Origin of the sequence: Mycobacterium sp. E802 (genome assembly GCF_001666875.1) — a bacterium.
Lineage (GTDB): Bacteria > Actinomycetota > Actinomycetes > Mycobacteriales > Mycobacteriaceae > Mycobacterium.
The window spans coordinates 66,594-82,225 of record NZ_LZJD01000189.1; the positions used below are offsets into that span (position 1 = coordinate 66,594).

Below are 15,632 nucleotides of genomic sequence, written 5' to 3' on the forward strand. Positions count from 1 at the left end.
ATCGACATCTGTGAAGCACTCAGGTAGATGCAGACTATCGGGCATGCCGGAGTGATCGGTTACGTTGTCCTGACTATGACTGCTACACCGTCTGCACTGACCATGTACACCACCACCTGGTGCGGCTACTGCTCCCGGCTCAAGACCGCGCTGAAGGCCGAGGGCATCGCGTGGACCGAGGTGGACATCGAGCAGGATCCGGCCGCGGCCGAGTTCGTCGGATCGGTCAACGGGGGCAACCACGTGGTGCCCACCGTGAAGTTCCCCGACGGCTCGACGCTGACCAACCCGACCATCAAGCAGGTCAAAGCCAAACTCGGCTGAGTCCGGCTGGGCTGATGCCCCGCGAGCTACAACGCAGCCCAGGATTCGATGATCTCGCGGGCGATCGAGATCGACCCGGGCAGCAGCAGCCGCGACGGCGTACCTCCGGCCGAGTTCCAGTCACCCTGATCCAGGGCCTCCCGGATCTCGGCCCGAGTGAACCACTGCGCCTCGGCGATCTCACCGTCGTTGAACGAGAACGGCTGCTCCGGATCTCCGATGGCGTGGAACCCGACCATCAACGACCGCGGAAACGGCCAGGGCTGGCTACCGAGGTACTGCACATCGGTGACCGCCAGGCCGATCTCTTCGGCGATCTCGCGCACCACACACGCCTCGAACGATTCCCCGGCTTCGACGAAGCCGGCCAGAATCGAAAACAACCGCTCGGGCCAGACGGTCTGGCGCGCCAGCACCGCACGGTCGTGACCGTCGTGCACCAGGCAGATCACCGCCGGATCGATACGCGGGAACTCCTCGTGACCGCTGACCGGATCAACCCGTGACCAACCGCCCTTCGCCGACCTCGTCGCTGCTCCGTCCACCGCGCTGAACCGGGCACGGTCATGCCAGTTCAGCAATGCGGTGGCGGTGGCCACCAACTGGGCGCTGAGATCGTCGAAGACCTCCCCGGCGCGCCGCAGGTCGAGCACCTCCGCAGGCGCCTCCGGATCTTCGGGCGCCTCCAGTGCAGCGCGCACTCCCCACACATGTCGGCCGTCACCCATCCGCCCCAGAAACACCGCATGCTCCGGCGGTTTGTCGGTACCCAGGCTCGACGCCTTGCCGAGCACCACCTGACCACCGGAGATCAGCACCTGGTTACGTCGATCGACCCGTAGCAGCAACGCGTCCGGCCAACCCGCGGTCGCGGCCTCGATATCGGTACGCAAGGCGTCGGCACGGTCGGCACCGACCCGGGACAACAACGGGATATTGCGGAGGCCGAAACTCCTGGCGCTCATCGCTCGGCGTCCGCGCTGCGGATGTAGAGCAGCCGGTCGCCCGCTTCCAGTGCATCGACTTCCGGCGCGTCCACCCGCAACAAACGGCCCTCACGCACCACGCCGAGCACGATGTCATGCAGATGCCGCGGCGAGCCGCCCTCCTCCTTGGGACTGACCTCTCGCTCGGCGATGGCGAAGCCGGCATCGGGTGTCAGTAAGTCTTCCATCATCTCCACCACGCTGGGCGTCTGCGTGGCGATACCGAGCAGCCGGCCCGCGGTCTCCGATGACACCACGGTGGAATCCGCTCCGGACTGCTTGAGCAGGTGCAGGTTGTCCGACTCCCGCACCGCCGCGATGATCTTGGCCTTGGGTGCCAATTCGCGCGCGGTCAGCGTGACGAGCACCGCGCTGGCGTCATTGTCGGCCGCGACAATGATCGACTTGGCGTGCTGGGCGCCGGCCAGTCGCAATACCGAGGAGTTGGTGGCGTCGCCGTGCACGGTCACCAACCCCGCGCCTTTGGCGCGTTCCAGCGCGCCCGCGTTCTCGTCGACGACGACGATGTCGGCCGGCGAGACCTCATCGCCGACCATCGCGGCGACCGCGGTGCGGCCCTTGGTGCCGTATCCGACGACGACGGTGTGGTTACGCACTTTGTTCCTCCATCGCTGAATCTTCAGCGCCTGCCGCGACTGGGTGGTCAAGGTTTCCACTGTGGTACCGATCAGCACGATCAGGAACGCCACCCGCAGCGGCGTGATGATGATGACGTTGACCAGTCGCGCCGAGTCCGAATACGGCGTGATGTCGCCGTAACCGGTTGTGGACAGCGACACCGTGGCGTAGTACAGGCAATCCAGGAATGACAGTGGATTGTTGGCGTCCGGGGCGCTGTCGTTGTCCCGATAGCCGTAGCGGTCCATGTAGACGATGAGCACCGCGGCGAACAGCGCCCCCAACGCGTACAGCACGCGCATGAAGATCCTGCGGGCCGGGCTGACGAACGGCTCGGGAATCCGCAAGACATCGACGAGCGCCGCATCCGGGCGCGAGGTGAGGTTCGAGTCGATCGCGGCGAGGCGACGCCGCAGCCTGCCTTTACCCACGCGACCTCATCATCGAGCAAAGTGCCCCGGGACGCGCCGGGACCCATCTGATCAGACGCACGTCACAATGTAACCATGACCGCATCCCCGTCTCAGCGGATCTCCTCCGCACCTGCCCGACGCATGGCCGCCCTGCTCCTCGGCATGGGCACGCTGCATTTCGTCGCTCCCAAACCGTTCGACTCGATCATTCCGGCCGAACTGCCCGGCACCCCGCGCTTTTACACCTACGCCTCCGGCGTGGGTGAGCTGGCCACCGGCGCGCTGCTGGCCGCGCCGCGTACCCGCCGCCTGGGCGCGCTGGCGGCCATCGCGTTGTTCGTCGCCGTGTTCCCGGGCAACGTGAACATGGTCCGGCTGTGGTGGGACAAGCCGTGGCCGATGCGGATCGTCGCGATCGCCCGGCTGCCCTTGCAGATCCCGATGATCACTGGGGCGCTGCGGGTTTACCGCAACTCCTCGCCGGCCGCCTGACCCGCATCCGTCGGCCGCTCGTCGACCGGGGCGGTCAGCAGCGCGACCAGTTCGTCCTCCCCCGGTAGCGATTCCGGGCTGACCGTCTGCCCGGAACGCACGTAATGGAACGCCGCGCGTACCGATTCGGGTGGGCATCCCCGTAACGCTGCCCAGGCCAGGCGGTACACCGCGAGCTGGACCGAAGCCTGCGCCAAGGCCTCCGGGGTGACCGGCGGTTCACCGGTTTTCCAGTCCACGACCGTGGTGGTTCCGTCGTCGTCGGCGAACACGGCATCGATGCGGCCGCGGACGACGGTGGTTCGTGTCGTGCCGATCGCCATGTCGAACGGCACCTCCACCTCGATCGGGGTGCGGGCCGCCCACGGCGACATGACGAATGCGTCCTGCAGCTCCGACAGTTCGGCGGCGCCGGCACGTCCGCTGTCGCTGTCCACCGCGCCGGGCAGATCGTCGAGGTCGAACAACCGCTCGGAATGGAAGAACCGCTGCACCCACTCGTGAAACGCGGTGCCCAACAATGCGTGCGGATCCGGGCGCTGCGGCAGCCGTCGATGCAGACGCTGCAGCGCGGCCTGCCGGTCACGGCTCAGCTCCACCAAGGTGCTGACCGACAGCTGCCCGGGCAGCTCGACCGGAACCACCTGCCCACCACGTTCACGCTCGGCCAGAAGCGCGTCGACGTCGGCGGCCCAGCCTTCGTGGTCGATGCCGTCCCCCTCACCCGCACCGGCCTGGTCTGCGCCGGCCAGAGCCTGTGACACCAGCGCCGCTCCCCGCTCGGCATCGGTGGACCGGGCCGGAGCTGCCGGCCAAAGCGCTTCGACGGTCTTGTCGCGCAACGGGTTTACCGCACCGGCCGCCGGTTCCGCTGCCCATTGCTCGATCTCGCCGCACGGCTGACCCGCCGCGGCAGCGTCCTCCACAATGGCCTTGATCTCGCTCAGGAACTCCGACGGGCCGCGCGGCTTGCCTTCGGTGGCGCCCCAGTGGTGCCCGGAGACGAGCAGGGTGTCCTCCGATCGGGTGATCGCGACGTAGAGCAACCGGCGTTCCTCGTCGATGCGCCGCTGCTCGAGGGTGCGTTTGTGCTCGTTGATCTTGTCCGACAGGATCTTTCGATCGTTGACGTCGGAGACGTCCAGCACTGGTACGCCCAGTTCCGATTCGACCGCGCGGTCACCGCGCAACAGCGGAGGCAGATCCGAGGAGTCGGTGAGCCAGGTGCGCGCTGACGCGGTCGACGGAAACACCCGCCCGCTCAGGTGCGGGACGGCGACCACCTGCCATTCCAGTCCCTTGGCGGCGTGCACGGTGAGGATCTGCACCCGGTCGTGTGAGACCGTCAATTCGGCGGGGGCCAGGCCGTTTTCCACGTCGGCGGCCACGTCGAGGTAGGCCAGCAGCGCGAGCACGGACCCGCCTGGACGGCCGGCGAAATCGGCCACCAGATCACAGAACGTGTCCAGGTTCTCGGTGCCGGTCCAGCCCGCGGTCACCGGGCGGGCCGCCCGTGCCTCCGCGTCGAGACCGGCGACCCGTCGCACCTCGGCCACCAGCTCGGGCAGCGGATGGCTCAGGTGGGCCCGCAGCATGGTCAGCTCCCGGCCGAGCGCCTCGATCCGCTGGTGGCCGGCCGGCGAATAGTGTTCGGCCGCACCGGGATCGCAGATCGCATCGGCCAGACAGGCCGCGTCGGCATCCGGAGCCGCCTGCGCCACGATCTCGGCGGCGCTGGGCTCCCCCACCGGCCGGTCGTCGAGTTCCCTCGCCCGGCGCCACAGCGCGGCGATGTCCCGGGCACCCAACCGCCACCGCGGTCCGGTCAGCACCCGCATCACCGCCGAGCCCGCAGCCGGATCGGCCACCAGCCGCAGCATCGCCACCAGATCGGCCACTTCGGGCACCGCCAGCAGCCCGGCCACCCCCACCACCTCGACCGGCACCCCACGGGCACTCAGCGCCTCAGCCATCGGCGCGGCGTCGGCGTTGCGGCGCACCAGCACCGCAGCGGTCGGCGTGGCCAGGCCCTGGGCGACCGCGCCGTGATAGAGCGTCGCCAAATGGTCTGCCACCCAGCCTCGTTCGGCCTCGACGTCGTCCAGCAGCGCACACCGGATGGTGCCCGGTTCGGCGTCAGGCCGGGGGCGCAGCTCGTGCACCGTGACCGAACGCCGCCGCGCCTCGGCCGACACCGCGTTGGCCAGATGCAGCGCACTGGGCGGGTTGCGCCAGCTGGTCCGCAATTCCAGGGTCGGGGCCGGCGTACCGTCGGCCAACGGAAAATCCGTGGTGAACCGGGGCAGGTTGGTCGCCGATGCGCCGCGCCAGCCGTAGATCGACTGGATCGGATCCCCCACCGCGGTCAACGCCAGGCCGTCGTCGACACCACCGCCGAACAGCGAGGACAACGCCACCCGCTGAGCGTGTCCGGTGTCCTGGTACTCGTCGAGCAACACCACGCGGAACCGCTCCCGTAGCTGCGCACCGACCTGGGGGAAGCCCGCCGCCAGCCGTGCCGCCGCCGACATCTGCATGCCGAAATCCATTACCTTGTCGGCCCGCATCCGCCGATGAAGCGCATCGATCAGCGGCACCAACTCGGTGCGTTCGGTCTGGGTGGCCAACATCTTCAGCAGCCACTGACTGGGCCCACGGTCACGTTGATACGGTCCCGCCGGCAAGGTGTGCACGAGCCGCTCGAGCTCCACATGGGTATCGCGCAGCTGGTCGGTGTCCACCAGGTGCTCGGCCAGCGCGCCCGCGAGCCGCAGCACCATGTCGGTGACGGCGGCCGGGGTCTTTTCGATGGCGAGCTCACCGGGATGCGCACACACCACCTCGAATGCCAGTTGCCACAGCTCCGTCTGGCTGAGCAGCCGGGTGTCCGGTTCCACCGGCAGCAGTAGACCGTGCTCACGCAGCAGGGTCCCGGCGAACGCGTGATAGGTGCTGACCGTGGCGATTTCGTCGGCACCACCGGTGCCCAGGCCGACACCGGCGAGCCGGGCCAGCCGCGTACGCACCCGACGCAACAGCTGGCCGGCAGCCTTGCGGGTGAATGTCAGGCCCAGTACCTGCGAGGGCGAGGCGAAACCGTTGGCCACCAACCAGACCACCCGGGCCGCCATGGTCTCGGTCTTGCCGGCGCCTGCCCCGGCGATCACCACCAGCGGTCCCGGCGGGGCGGCGATGACCGCGGCCTGCTCGTCCGTCGGTGGGAACAGCCCCAGAGCAGCGGACAACTCCGTCGGGCTGTAACGGACGCTGGTCTGCGGGAATCCGGTCATGACCGTTCTCCGGCGGCCTGGGCTGGGCACGACGAGCGCACCGGACAGTTCGCGCAGCCGTCGTTGACGCGGGCCACGAACTGCGGCCCGGCCGTGGCCGCTGCAGCATCGCGCACTGTGTCGAGCCATTCCGCACGGGTCTCGGGTGTCATCGGGTCCTGTTCGCGTTCGGTGGCACCGGCCGCCCCCGCCTTGCCCAGGTATACCAAGCGGCCGCCGCCGGGTTGATCCCCGTGCGGCACCAGGCCGGCGGCCACGGCGAGTTGGTACGTGGCCAACTGGGCGTGCTTTTGCGCATCGTCCTTGGTGACCGGACTCTTGCCGGTCTTCAGGTCCACCACCACCAGCCGATCGGCCCGGTCACGTTCGAGGCGGTCCAACCGTCCCCGGATCCGGACCTCGGGGCCGTCCTCACCCGACTCGACGAGCACGCCGTCCACGTCGATCTCGGTGGCCACCTCGGTCAACTGAGCCCGGGAGTCTGCGCGCCACCGGGTGAACGTCTCCAACATCGCCCGGTGGCGCGACAACTCGTTGTCCGAATACCACTTCGCGTCGAAAGGCAGATCCTCCCAGACTTTTTCCAGATCGTTGACCAGCTGAGCCTCTGTCTTCCCCGGGTCCGCAACGAGGGCATGCAGCAACGACCCGACGGTGGATCGCACATCGCGTCCGTCATTGCCGCCGTGCCGCTCCAACAGCCAGCGCAGCGGACAGTCGCTGAGCATCTGCAGCGTCGACGGCGACAGGACCACCTCGGGAGCCACCCCGTCCACCGCCGACCACAACGGTTCCTCGGTGGACAGCGCGGTCATGGTGTGCCACTGGGACGGGTGGGCCCCGGGCACCCCGGCCGCGGCCAGCCGCGCCAATTGCGTTGCCGCACAGGCACGTGACTCATCATCGACGGAACCCTCGGGGGCGCAGACCACGGCCCGCAACCGACCCACGACCGCCGAGGGCACCAGCACCCGCGGAGCCGCCAACGGCGGTAGCGGTACAGAATCGGCCGCCACCTCGGCCAATTCGGCACAGAACGCCGACGGCAGCAACGATTCGTCACCGCCGTCGCTGTCCACCGCGGTCACCAACAGCCGCCTGCGGGCCCGGCCCATCGCGGCCATCAACAAGCGGCGCTCCTCGGCCAGCAGCGGTGCCCGGGTCGACACGGCACGGTCGGCCGGAGCGGCCACCCCGTCGAGCACATCCACCAGATTCTGCGTACCCAGCACCCCGCCGCGTGGAACTGTGTTGGGCCACAGGCCTTCTTGAACGCCGGCGATCACGACGAAATCCCATTCCCGCCCGAGCGCGGCATGTGCGCTGAGCACCGACACCGCATCAGACCCGGTGCCCGAGTCCGGTGCCGAGAGCGAGGTTCCCAGGGTGGCGACGTGATCGACCAGGCCGCGCAGGGACGCGCCGGCGGTGCGGCTGACGTACTGGTCGGCCACGTCGAACAGCGCGGTCACCGCATCCAGGTCACGATCGGCCTGTGCTCCGATGGTGCCGCCACGCTCGCTGGCCGCCAACCACCGCGATTGCAGGCGGCAGGCATTCCATGCTTGCCACAGGGTATGGCGCGGATCGGCCCCGTCACGCTGGCTCCGACGCGCCGCGGACAGCACCGATCGCAGCCGGCGTAGGGGCTTGAGGTGTTCGACCGACAGACCGGCGGGCTCGGTGTCGATCGCGGCGACCAGCAGGTCGGTGAAATCACGGGGCGGAGAAGAGCCGTCAGCGCGACGCAGGGCCCGGCGCAGTTGCCGCAGGGTCACCGGGTCGACACGGCCGATCGGGCCGGTCAGCAGGCGCACGGCGCTGTCACCGTCGAGTGTTCCTGCGGCGGTGACGTCCAGAACCGTCAACAGCGCTGCGACGGCAGGCTGCTGCGCCAGCCCGAGGTCGGCGCCCGTCGCCTCCACCGGCACCCCGGCCGCGGTCAGCGCGCGCGCCAGCGCGGCACCCACCCGCGGGATCGAGCGCACCACCACCGCCATCTCCGACCATGGCACCCCGTCCACCAGATGCGCTCGACGCAACGCGTCTGCGATGTAGGTGTTCTCCGCGTGGGCAGTGGCGGCCAACCGCATGGTGACCTCGCCCGGTCCGTGCTCGGCATTGCCTTCCAGCACTCGGGTGGCCGCGACACCGGGCAGCCGCCGCCCGATATTCGAGATCGCGGTGGCGACCGCGGGAGCACACCGATGGGACCGGGTGAGGGTGATCGCGGGTGCGTCGTCATCGCGCAGCAACACCGGATCGGCACCGCGGTAACCGAACACCACTTGGTCGGGGTCCCCGGCAACAACGGTCAGTCCGGCCCGGGCAGCCAGGACCCGGACCAGCAGGGCGGCCTGCGGATCGAGATGCTGGGCATCGTCGACCAGGAGCAGGCTGATCCGGGCCCGTTCGGCAGCCAGCAGGTCGGCGTCGGTGCCGAGCGCCTCCAACGCCGCGCCGACCAGTTCGGCCGCTCCCAGCGCCGGGACGGTGGCCTGCGGTGCAGCCATACCGACCGCCGCCCGCAACAACATGATCTGCTCATAGGCCTGGGCAAACCGGCCGGCCGCCAACCACTCCGGGCGTCCGGCCGAACGGCCCAACCGTTGCAGCGCACGCGGATCCACGCCGCGCTCGGTGCACCGGGCCATCAGATCACGCAACTCGGTGGCAAAACCGGCGGTGCTCAGTGCGGGCCACAGTTGTTCGGGCCAGCCCACCGGCGAGTTCGCGCCGTCCTCCAGGTCACCGGCGAGCAGTTCGCGGATGATCCCGTCCTGTTCGGCGGTGGTGATCAGCCGCGGTGGCGGATCTCCGTTGCGCTGAGCGGCCAGTCGCAGCAACGCAAACGCGTAGGAGTGCACGGTGCGCACCAGGGGCTCCCGCACCACACCGTGGGTGCCCGCCCCGAGCAGCCGCGCGGTGATGGCGGCCCTGGCCTCACTGCGCAACCGCGCCGAACCGGTCAGTAACAGCACCGACTCGGGATCGGTTCCCGCTGCGATGTGTTCGACCGCGGTGCTGATCAACAGCGAGCTCTTCCCCGTGCCGGGCCCACCCAGCACTCGGACCACACCGTTGCAGCCCGGTGCCAGCAGCTCGGTGTCGGCCGGTGCCGATGCGAGGTGGTGTGTGGTCATGGGAGGAATGACACCAGAAGGGACCGACAAGTAGCGGAGCGGATTGGAGTGAGCAGCCCGACAAGTAGCGGAGCGGATTGGAGCGAATGGCCCGGCAAGTAGCGGCGTCCGACCTCCTGGCAGCATCAACGACATGTCTGCCGAGAAGTTGCATGTCTACCGCTACGGCCCCGCCGAGACGCCCCAGGTACTGCTGATCCACGGGTTGACCGGACATGGGCAGCGCTGGAAGACGCTGGCCGAGCAGCACCTGTCCGACGTGGCGGTGCTGGCCCCCGATCTGCTGGGGCATGGCCGCTCGTCGTGGGCGGCGCCATGGACCCTGGATGCCAATGTCGAGGCCCTGGCGTCGCTCCTGGACCGTCCGACGTTGGTGGTCGGGCACTCGTTCGGTGGGGCGCTGGCACTGAATCTGGCTGCGGCACAACCGGATCTGGTCAGCGGACTGGTGTTGCTGGATCCGGCCGTCCACCTCGACGGTGAGTGGATGCGCGAGATCGCCGAGGCCATGATGGCCTCGCCGGATTATCCCGACCGCGCCGAAGCGCGAGCCGAGAAAGCCAACGGGTCGTGGGGTGATGTGGCGCCGGCAGAGCTGGACCGCGATCTGGATGAGCATCTCGTCGAGTTGCCGGGCGGACGCTATGGGTGGCGCATCAGCATCCCGGCGATGGTGTCATATTGGAGCGAGCTGGCTCGTCCGGTCGCCCTGCCGCGCCAAGGCACTCCGACAGTGCTGGTTCGTGCCACCCGCACCAGTCCCCCCTATGCGCGTGATGAGCTCATCGGTGAGCTGAGTACGCACCTCGGCGCGGATTTCAGCCTGCTGGACTGGGATTGCGATCACATGGTGGCCCATGCCATGCCGGTCGAGACGGCGAAGTTGATCCGCGAGCGGCTGGGCTGACGATGCCGGCCGTCACCGAGGAACAGGTGGAAGCCGTGCGCGCGTTGGTGGCGGCGATCCCGCCGGGGCGGGTGTGCACCTATGGTGACATCGCCGATGCCGCAGCGCTTTCCAGTCCGCGGATCGTCGGCTGGATCATGCGGACCGACTCCTCGGACCTGCCTTGGCACCGGGTGATCCTGGCTTCGGGCCGGCCCGCTCCGCATCTGGCCACCCGGCAACTGGAACGGCTGCGCGCCGAGGGGGTGTTGGCGGCCGACGGACGGGTACGCCTGGCCGAGTACCGCCACCTGTTCTGACCGCGAGCAGACAGAAACCCGTACCTTTCTGCGCGGAAATGTACCGGTTTGCGTCTGCTCGCGGGGAAAAGGGCTTACAGGATCAACCGGACCAACGAGGCCGTGCGCGCCAGGCCCGGGAAGGCCGCCGCGGTGGAGCGTGGGTGCAGGGCATGCACGGCAAGCCGGAACATCAAGGCGCGCAACAACATCTGTGGCCACTCCGGTAGCGATTGCCACCGTTCGATCAAGCCGTCGTCGGCGTCGCCCCACGACAGCGCGTCGACCACCACCACACCGGCGGCCCAGGAGGCCGGGCGCCAGTACGGGGTGATGTCGGTGATCCCCGGGGCGGCGGTGCCCGCGAAAAGCACGGTGCCGTAGAGATCGCCGTGCACGAGCTGGCTGGCGCTCTTGGTCGGCCTGCGCAGGCCGGCCAGTTGATTGATCAGCTCCACGGAGCGTTGCCCATCGGACGATCCGGGCGAGACCCTGGCTCCTGGCGGCAACGAATGCAGCGGCCGGTCCTCCCAGGCCGCGCGGTCGGCGGCGATGAACACGTCGACATCGGCCCACGGCGCCACCGGCGGTTGGGTCAGGAAGCGTGGCCGCTCCAACTTCGTGGTGGCCTCGTGCAATCGCACTGCGGCCGACACCACTTCGTCATGACGCGGTTCGGGCGTGCCTGCCACGAAGGTGTCGGCCCGCCAGCCGGCAACCACGTAACGGCCGTCGGTCGATCGGACCGGGCGGGCCAACCGCACCCCGTCGACGAACAACGTTTCGCGAACCTTGGCCGACCACGCCGCACGGGCGTGCTCGGGCACCATCGACATCACCACTTCGCCGCAGCGCCAGCCACCCTCCCAGCTCGAGCCGAGCGGTACCGGGCGCACCCCGGACAGGCCGAACGCCGCCAGCACATGTTCCGGCGGCCGTTCCACACTCACAACCTCAGCCTAAGGTGTAGATCGGCAAACCAGCCGTCAGTACATCACCATGTCGGGCTCGAGTTGTTTGGCCCAGGCCACGATTCCACCCTGGAGATGCACCGCGTCGGAAAAACCGGCCTGCTTGACGATGGCGAGCACCTCGGCTGACCGTATCCCGGTCTTGCAGTACAGCACTGGAGTCCGATCTACCGGCAGCTTGGCCAACGCGTCACCCGATTCGAACGTCGGCTTCGGGATCAACTCGGCGCCGGCGATGTGATTGATGTCCCACTCCACCGGTTCGCGGACGTCGATCAGCGCCAGCGGCTTTCCGGAGTCGATGAGCTCCTTGAGCTCCAACGGAGTGATCGTCGACCCGGCGGCAGCCTCGGCAGCCGCATCGGAGACGACGCCACAGAACGCCTCGTAGTCGATCAACTCGGTGATCTTCGGTGTGGCGGGATCCTTGCGGATGCGGATCGTGCGGTACGTCATGTCCAACGCGTCGTACACCATCAACCGGCCGAGCAGCGGCTCTCCGATACCGGTGATCAGCTTGATCGCCTCGGTTCCCATCACCGAGGCGATCGAGGCGCACAGGATGCCCAGCACGCCGCCTTCGGCGCACGAGGGCACCATGCCCGGTGGGGGCGGCTCGGGGTACAGATCGCGGTAGTTGAGGCCCTGCTTGTTTCCCTCGGGCCCGTCCGGCGCGTCCTCCCAGAACACCGACACCTGGCCTTCGAACCGGTAGATCGAACCCCACACATAGGGCTTGCCGGCCAGCACGGCCGCGTCGTTCACCAGGTAACGCGTGGCGAAGTTGTCGGTGCCGTCGAGGATCAGGTCGTACTGGCTGAACAGTTCCACCGCGTTGTCGGGTTCCAGCCGGAACTCGTGCAGGTTCACCGTCACCAGCGGGTTGATCTCCAGGATGGAATCCCGGGCGCTCTGGGCCTTGGACCGGCCGATGTCGGACTGGCCGTGGATGATCTGCCGCTGCAGGTTGGACTCATCGACCACGTCGAACTCGACGATGCCGAGCGTGCCCACCCCGGCGGCGGCCAGGTACAAAAGGGTCGGCGAGCCGAGCCCACCGGCACCGATCACCAACACCTTGGCGTTCTTCAGCCGCTTCTGCCCGATCACGCCGACGTCCGGGATGATGAGGTGGCGGCTGTAGCGCGTCACCTCTTCACGGGTCAGCTCGGCGGCCGGCTCGACCAACGGCGGTAACGACACGTCCAAATTCGCGGACACCGCATGTCTCCTCAGTTTTTCTGGTCACTTCATCGTCCCAGCTGCTCGTACCACAACGGTAATCCGGTGTGGATGCTTCCCGCCGCCGGGCCCACCGCGACCGCGCGCGAGCTCTCGGGTATGGACCGGGGCTGAGCCGGTCGCCGCTGTCGGTGCGGCGACTCAGGCGATCGGGTACGGCCAGGGATTGAACCGGCAGGTCAGACCATCGGCCTTGACGGTTTCCGGATCGAACTTCGCGGCATCGTCATTCGAGGTGGAGAACGTCTGCTGCATCATGATCGGCGCCAGCTGGCCGTCGCGCTCACACGCCTCGTGGCGTTGATAACCGATGGCGTGACCAACCTCATGGTTGATCAGGTACTGCCGGTAGGAGCCGATGTCCCCCTGGAACGGCACCGCGCCGCGGACCCAGCGGGCCTCGTTGACGAAGACGCGGGGTTGGTGGCCGTCGTACGACGGGTTGTAGCAGGACGCCTCCAGTTGGATGTCGTAGCCGCAGCCCTCGCGCACGGTCATCGGGGAGGTCAGCGACACCCGGAAGTCCGGTTCGACGCCACTGCTCGCGTCCACCCGGGTGAAGGCGAACAGCCCGTTGTGGGTCCAACTCTTGGGATTGGCCAGGGTCTCGCTGACCATCCGGGCGAATCCTTCGTCGCCACCGAACGACGTGGTGTCCACCCCGTCCTCGACCTCGACGGTGTAGGTGAACGATTTCGTGGTGCCCGCGCCGACCTTGGGCGTGGTGCCCGGCACGATCCGCCAGGTCCGGTTGCCCGCCTCGGTGAAGGGACCGCCCGCAGGCAGGATGCCGGTGGGCAGATTGGCATCGAACTGCGTCAGGCCCTTGGGCGGCGCGCCGATGATGGCGGTGCTGGCCACATCGATGGGGGTAGGCAGGCCCTGCGCGGGGCCGTCCTCCTCCTGGGCGGTCGGCGTCGCGCTGGTACCGGTGATGGTCTGGTATATGACCACCACGGTCAGCACGATCAGCACCGGCAAGGCATACGCGCGCCACCCGTAGGTGGACACGAAGCGGCCGATCCATGTTTGTTTGCGCCACTGCTGGTGGTCGTCCCTGTTGGATCTGGCGCGTCCTGAGTCCGCAGCAATCGGATCTCGCTGTGCGCGCAGCGGCTCTCGCCACTCGTTGCGCAGCGCCGGGACACGGCCACCCCCGCGACGTCCCGGGTCGTAGGTCACCGGACCAGAATGGCACAGACTCCTGTGGAGCGGCCCGGGGCGCAGTAATGCCGTGACCACGCTGGTGTCATTTCGAAACCCGCGCACGTTTCGCGGACGCCCGCACGACGGAAGTGGGGCCCAACGGTAGTAGTGTCGGTTCGATCAGCGGCTCGGATGAACATGTTCAAGTGCGCCAGAGCAATACAGATTGAGGACCTGATGAGCGATCTCGCCAACACCGCCGAGAGGAGAGGTGACAAGCCCGCGAACGGCGGTGGTCGTCGCGGCAACCGCCTGCCTCGCGACGAGCGGCGCGGGCAGCTGTTGGCCTCGGCGAGCGAGGTGTTCGTCGAACGCGGCTATCACGCTGCGGGTATGGACGAGATCGCCGAACGCGCAGGCGTAAGCAAACCTGTGCTATATCAACACTTTTCGTCGAAACTCGAGCTGTATCTGGCAGTCCTGCAACGCCACGTCGACAATCTGGTGTCCGGCGTGCGCCAGGCCCTGCGCACCACGACCGACAACCGTCAGCGGTTGCGTGCGGCAGTGGAGGCGTTCTTCGATTTCATCGAACATGACAGCCAGGGCTACCGACTCATCTTCGAGAACGACTATGTCAGCGAGCCGCAGGTGGCCGCGCAGGTGAAGGTCGCCACCGAGGCATGCACCGATGCCGTCTTCGACCTGATCAGCCGCGATTCGGGGCTGGAGGCGCATCGCGCGAGGATGATCGCTGTCGGGCTGGTGGCCATCAGCGTCGATTCAGCCCGCTACTGGCTGACGAACGACCGGCCGATCGACCGGAATACCGCGGTGGACGGCACGGTGCAGTTCGCCTGGGGCGGACTGTCACACGTGCCTCTCACCCGCTCGTAGAACTCAGGCGGATTCCATCCCCACACCGAATCCGACCCGACGCACGTCGGCGGCGCCGATCTCGACATAGGCGATCCGGCTGTTCTGCACCAGGAAGCGCCGACCCTTCTCATCGGTCAACGCCAGCACACCCGAATCCTTGGCGAGCGCCTCGGTGACCTGCTGCTCCACCTCGCTGGGTGTCTGCGCGCTGTTGAAGGTCAGCTCGCGCGGGCTGTCCGTGACACCGATCTTGACCTCCACGCTGGGCCCTTCTTTCTTTCTCACGTCGTTGTCGACTTCCCTGAGCAGGCTAGTGGACGGCGGCACAGGGGTGCGGTGAGCCGGGCTACGCCATGCGCGAAACGCAGATACCGAACCGAGTCCGGACCGTGACCGACACACCCGATACTCCGCCTCATCTGTCACTTCTGCCTCGATAGCATCAGGACCGACATTGGACGAGACGACTGGGACAGCCTCATGACCAGGCATTATTCGCCGTATGACACTGCACCGACCGAGCGCTTCGGGGACCGCCCGTATGAGCCGAGCGGGTACGCCGGCTACCGGCCGGACTACCAGAGCGACGACCCGAGCAACTACGCCGCGGGCCGGGGCACGGATTACGGCACCGACTACTCCACCGCCGACTATGACGCGGACTATGACGCCGAGTACGACGACGAAGTTCGGTTCTACGAGGAACCGCTCGACCGGCGCTGGATCTGGGTGGCCGCGGTGGCCGGGGTCGTGCTCGTGGTGGCGGTGGTCTGCGTGGGAGCTGCCGACGGGGTCAGGCTCGCCGAGACGGAACCGCTGTCGCCGCCACCCAGGATCACCGAGGTGCAGACCACCGCCACCACGAGCACGACCCCGGCCACCGCGGCCACCCAGATCCAGCGCCGGTCGAGCGGTTCCTCGT

The 15,632-nt window shown here is 68.1% G+C and carries 13 protein-coding genes and 1 pseudogene; 5 read left to right on the forward strand and 9 right to left on the reverse strand.

Features of this window, described 5'->3' with window-relative positions; genetic code table 11:
• Positions 1-75 precede the first annotated feature (75 nt).
• Entirely contained in the window at positions 76-324 is a 249-nt protein-coding gene (mrx1, locus tag A5699_RS27630) for a mycoredoxin Mrx1 (RefSeq protein WP_067777000.1), read from the forward strand.
• Between the two features lie 26 nt (positions 325-350).
• Here mrx1 and nudC read toward each other — a convergent pair whose 3' ends face one another.
• Positions 351-1,289, reverse strand: a complete 939-nt coding sequence (gene nudC / locus A5699_RS27635) for an NAD(+) diphosphatase (protein ID WP_067776946.1) — start codon at positions 1,287-1,289, stop codon at positions 351-353.
• Complete coding sequence (locus A5699_RS27640) at positions 1,286-2,380, reverse strand: TrkA family potassium uptake protein (RefSeq protein WP_067776949.1); 1,095 nt, start codon at positions 2,378-2,380, stop codon at positions 1,286-1,288. The genes nudC and A5699_RS27640 overlap by 4 nt, the downstream gene beginning before the upstream one ends.
• A 75-nt stretch (positions 2,381-2,455) precedes the next feature.
• On the opposite strand from A5699_RS27640, the gene A5699_RS27645 reads away from it, so the two are divergent.
• Positions 2,456-2,854 carry a hypothetical protein gene (locus tag A5699_RS27645; protein ID WP_067776952.1) on the forward strand — a complete coding sequence of 133 codons (399 nt, stop codon included), beginning with the start codon at positions 2,456-2,458 and terminating at the stop codon, positions 2,852-2,854.
• Here the strand turns inward: A5699_RS27645 and A5699_RS27650 are convergent.
• A complete protein-coding gene (locus A5699_RS27650) occupies positions 2,827-6,144 on the reverse strand; it encodes an ATP-dependent DNA helicase (protein WP_067776955.1) in 3,318 nt (1,105 codons plus the stop codon). The two genes, A5699_RS27645 and A5699_RS27650, sit on opposite strands and share 28 nt — an antisense overlap.
• Positions 6,141-9,287, reverse strand: a complete 3,147-nt coding sequence (locus A5699_RS27655; protein ID WP_067776958.1) for an ATP-dependent DNA helicase — start codon at positions 9,285-9,287, stop codon at positions 6,141-6,143. Before A5699_RS27655 ends, A5699_RS27650 begins: the two co-directional genes overlap by 4 nt.
• Before the next feature lie 133 nt (positions 9,288-9,420).
• Between A5699_RS27655 and A5699_RS27660 the strand changes: the two genes are divergently transcribed.
• Entirely contained in the window at positions 9,421-10,194 is a 774-nt protein-coding gene (locus A5699_RS27660; RefSeq protein WP_067776960.1) for an alpha/beta fold hydrolase, read from the forward strand.
• Positions 10,195-10,196: 2 nt separating this feature from the next.
• Entirely contained in the window at positions 10,197-10,493 is a 297-nt protein-coding gene (locus A5699_RS27665) for an MGMT family protein (RefSeq protein ID WP_067776963.1), read from the forward strand.
• A 74-nt stretch (positions 10,494-10,567) separates the two neighbouring features.
• On the opposite strand, the gene A5699_RS27670 is transcribed toward A5699_RS27665, so the two are convergent.
• The 3 genes from A5699_RS27670 to A5699_RS27680 form a co-directional block, all read right to left on the reverse strand.
• Positions 10,568-11,422 (reverse strand): TIGR02569 family protein, encoded by an 855-nt coding sequence (locus A5699_RS27670; protein WP_067776966.1) that lies wholly within the window; start codon positions 11,420-11,422, stop codon positions 10,568-10,570.
• 36 nt (positions 11,423-11,458) lie between these two features.
• The gene (moeZ, locus tag A5699_RS27675; RefSeq protein WP_142253733.1) at positions 11,459-12,652 is read right to left on the reverse strand and encodes an adenylyltransferase/sulfurtransferase MoeZ; all 1,194 of its coding nucleotides are present in this window, start codon (positions 12,650-12,652) and stop codon (positions 11,459-11,461) included.
• A gap of 174 nt (positions 12,653-12,826) precedes the next feature.
• Entirely contained in the window at positions 12,827-13,867 is a 1,041-nt protein-coding gene (locus A5699_RS27680) for a DUF3152 domain-containing protein (protein WP_067776969.1), read from the reverse strand.
• 201 nt (positions 13,868-14,068) lie between these two features.
• Here A5699_RS27680 and A5699_RS27685 point away from each other — a divergent pair, with 201 nt between their 5' ends.
• A complete protein-coding gene (locus tag A5699_RS27685) occupies positions 14,069-14,728 on the forward strand; it encodes a TetR/AcrR family transcriptional regulator (protein WP_067777006.1) in 660 nt (219 codons plus the stop codon).
• 3 nt (positions 14,729-14,731) lie between these two features.
• On the opposite strand, the gene A5699_RS27690 is transcribed toward A5699_RS27685, so the two are convergent.
• Both A5699_RS27690 and A5699_RS30375 read right to left on the reverse strand, forming a co-directional pair.
• Positions 14,732-14,971 (reverse strand): DUF3107 domain-containing protein, encoded by a 240-nt coding sequence (locus tag A5699_RS27690; RefSeq protein ID WP_067776972.1) that lies wholly within the window; start codon positions 14,969-14,971, stop codon positions 14,732-14,734.
• A 467-nt stretch (positions 14,972-15,438) separates the two neighbouring features.
• Positions 15,439-15,632, reverse strand: a pseudogene (locus A5699_RS30375) (hypothetical protein); the annotation flags it as partial.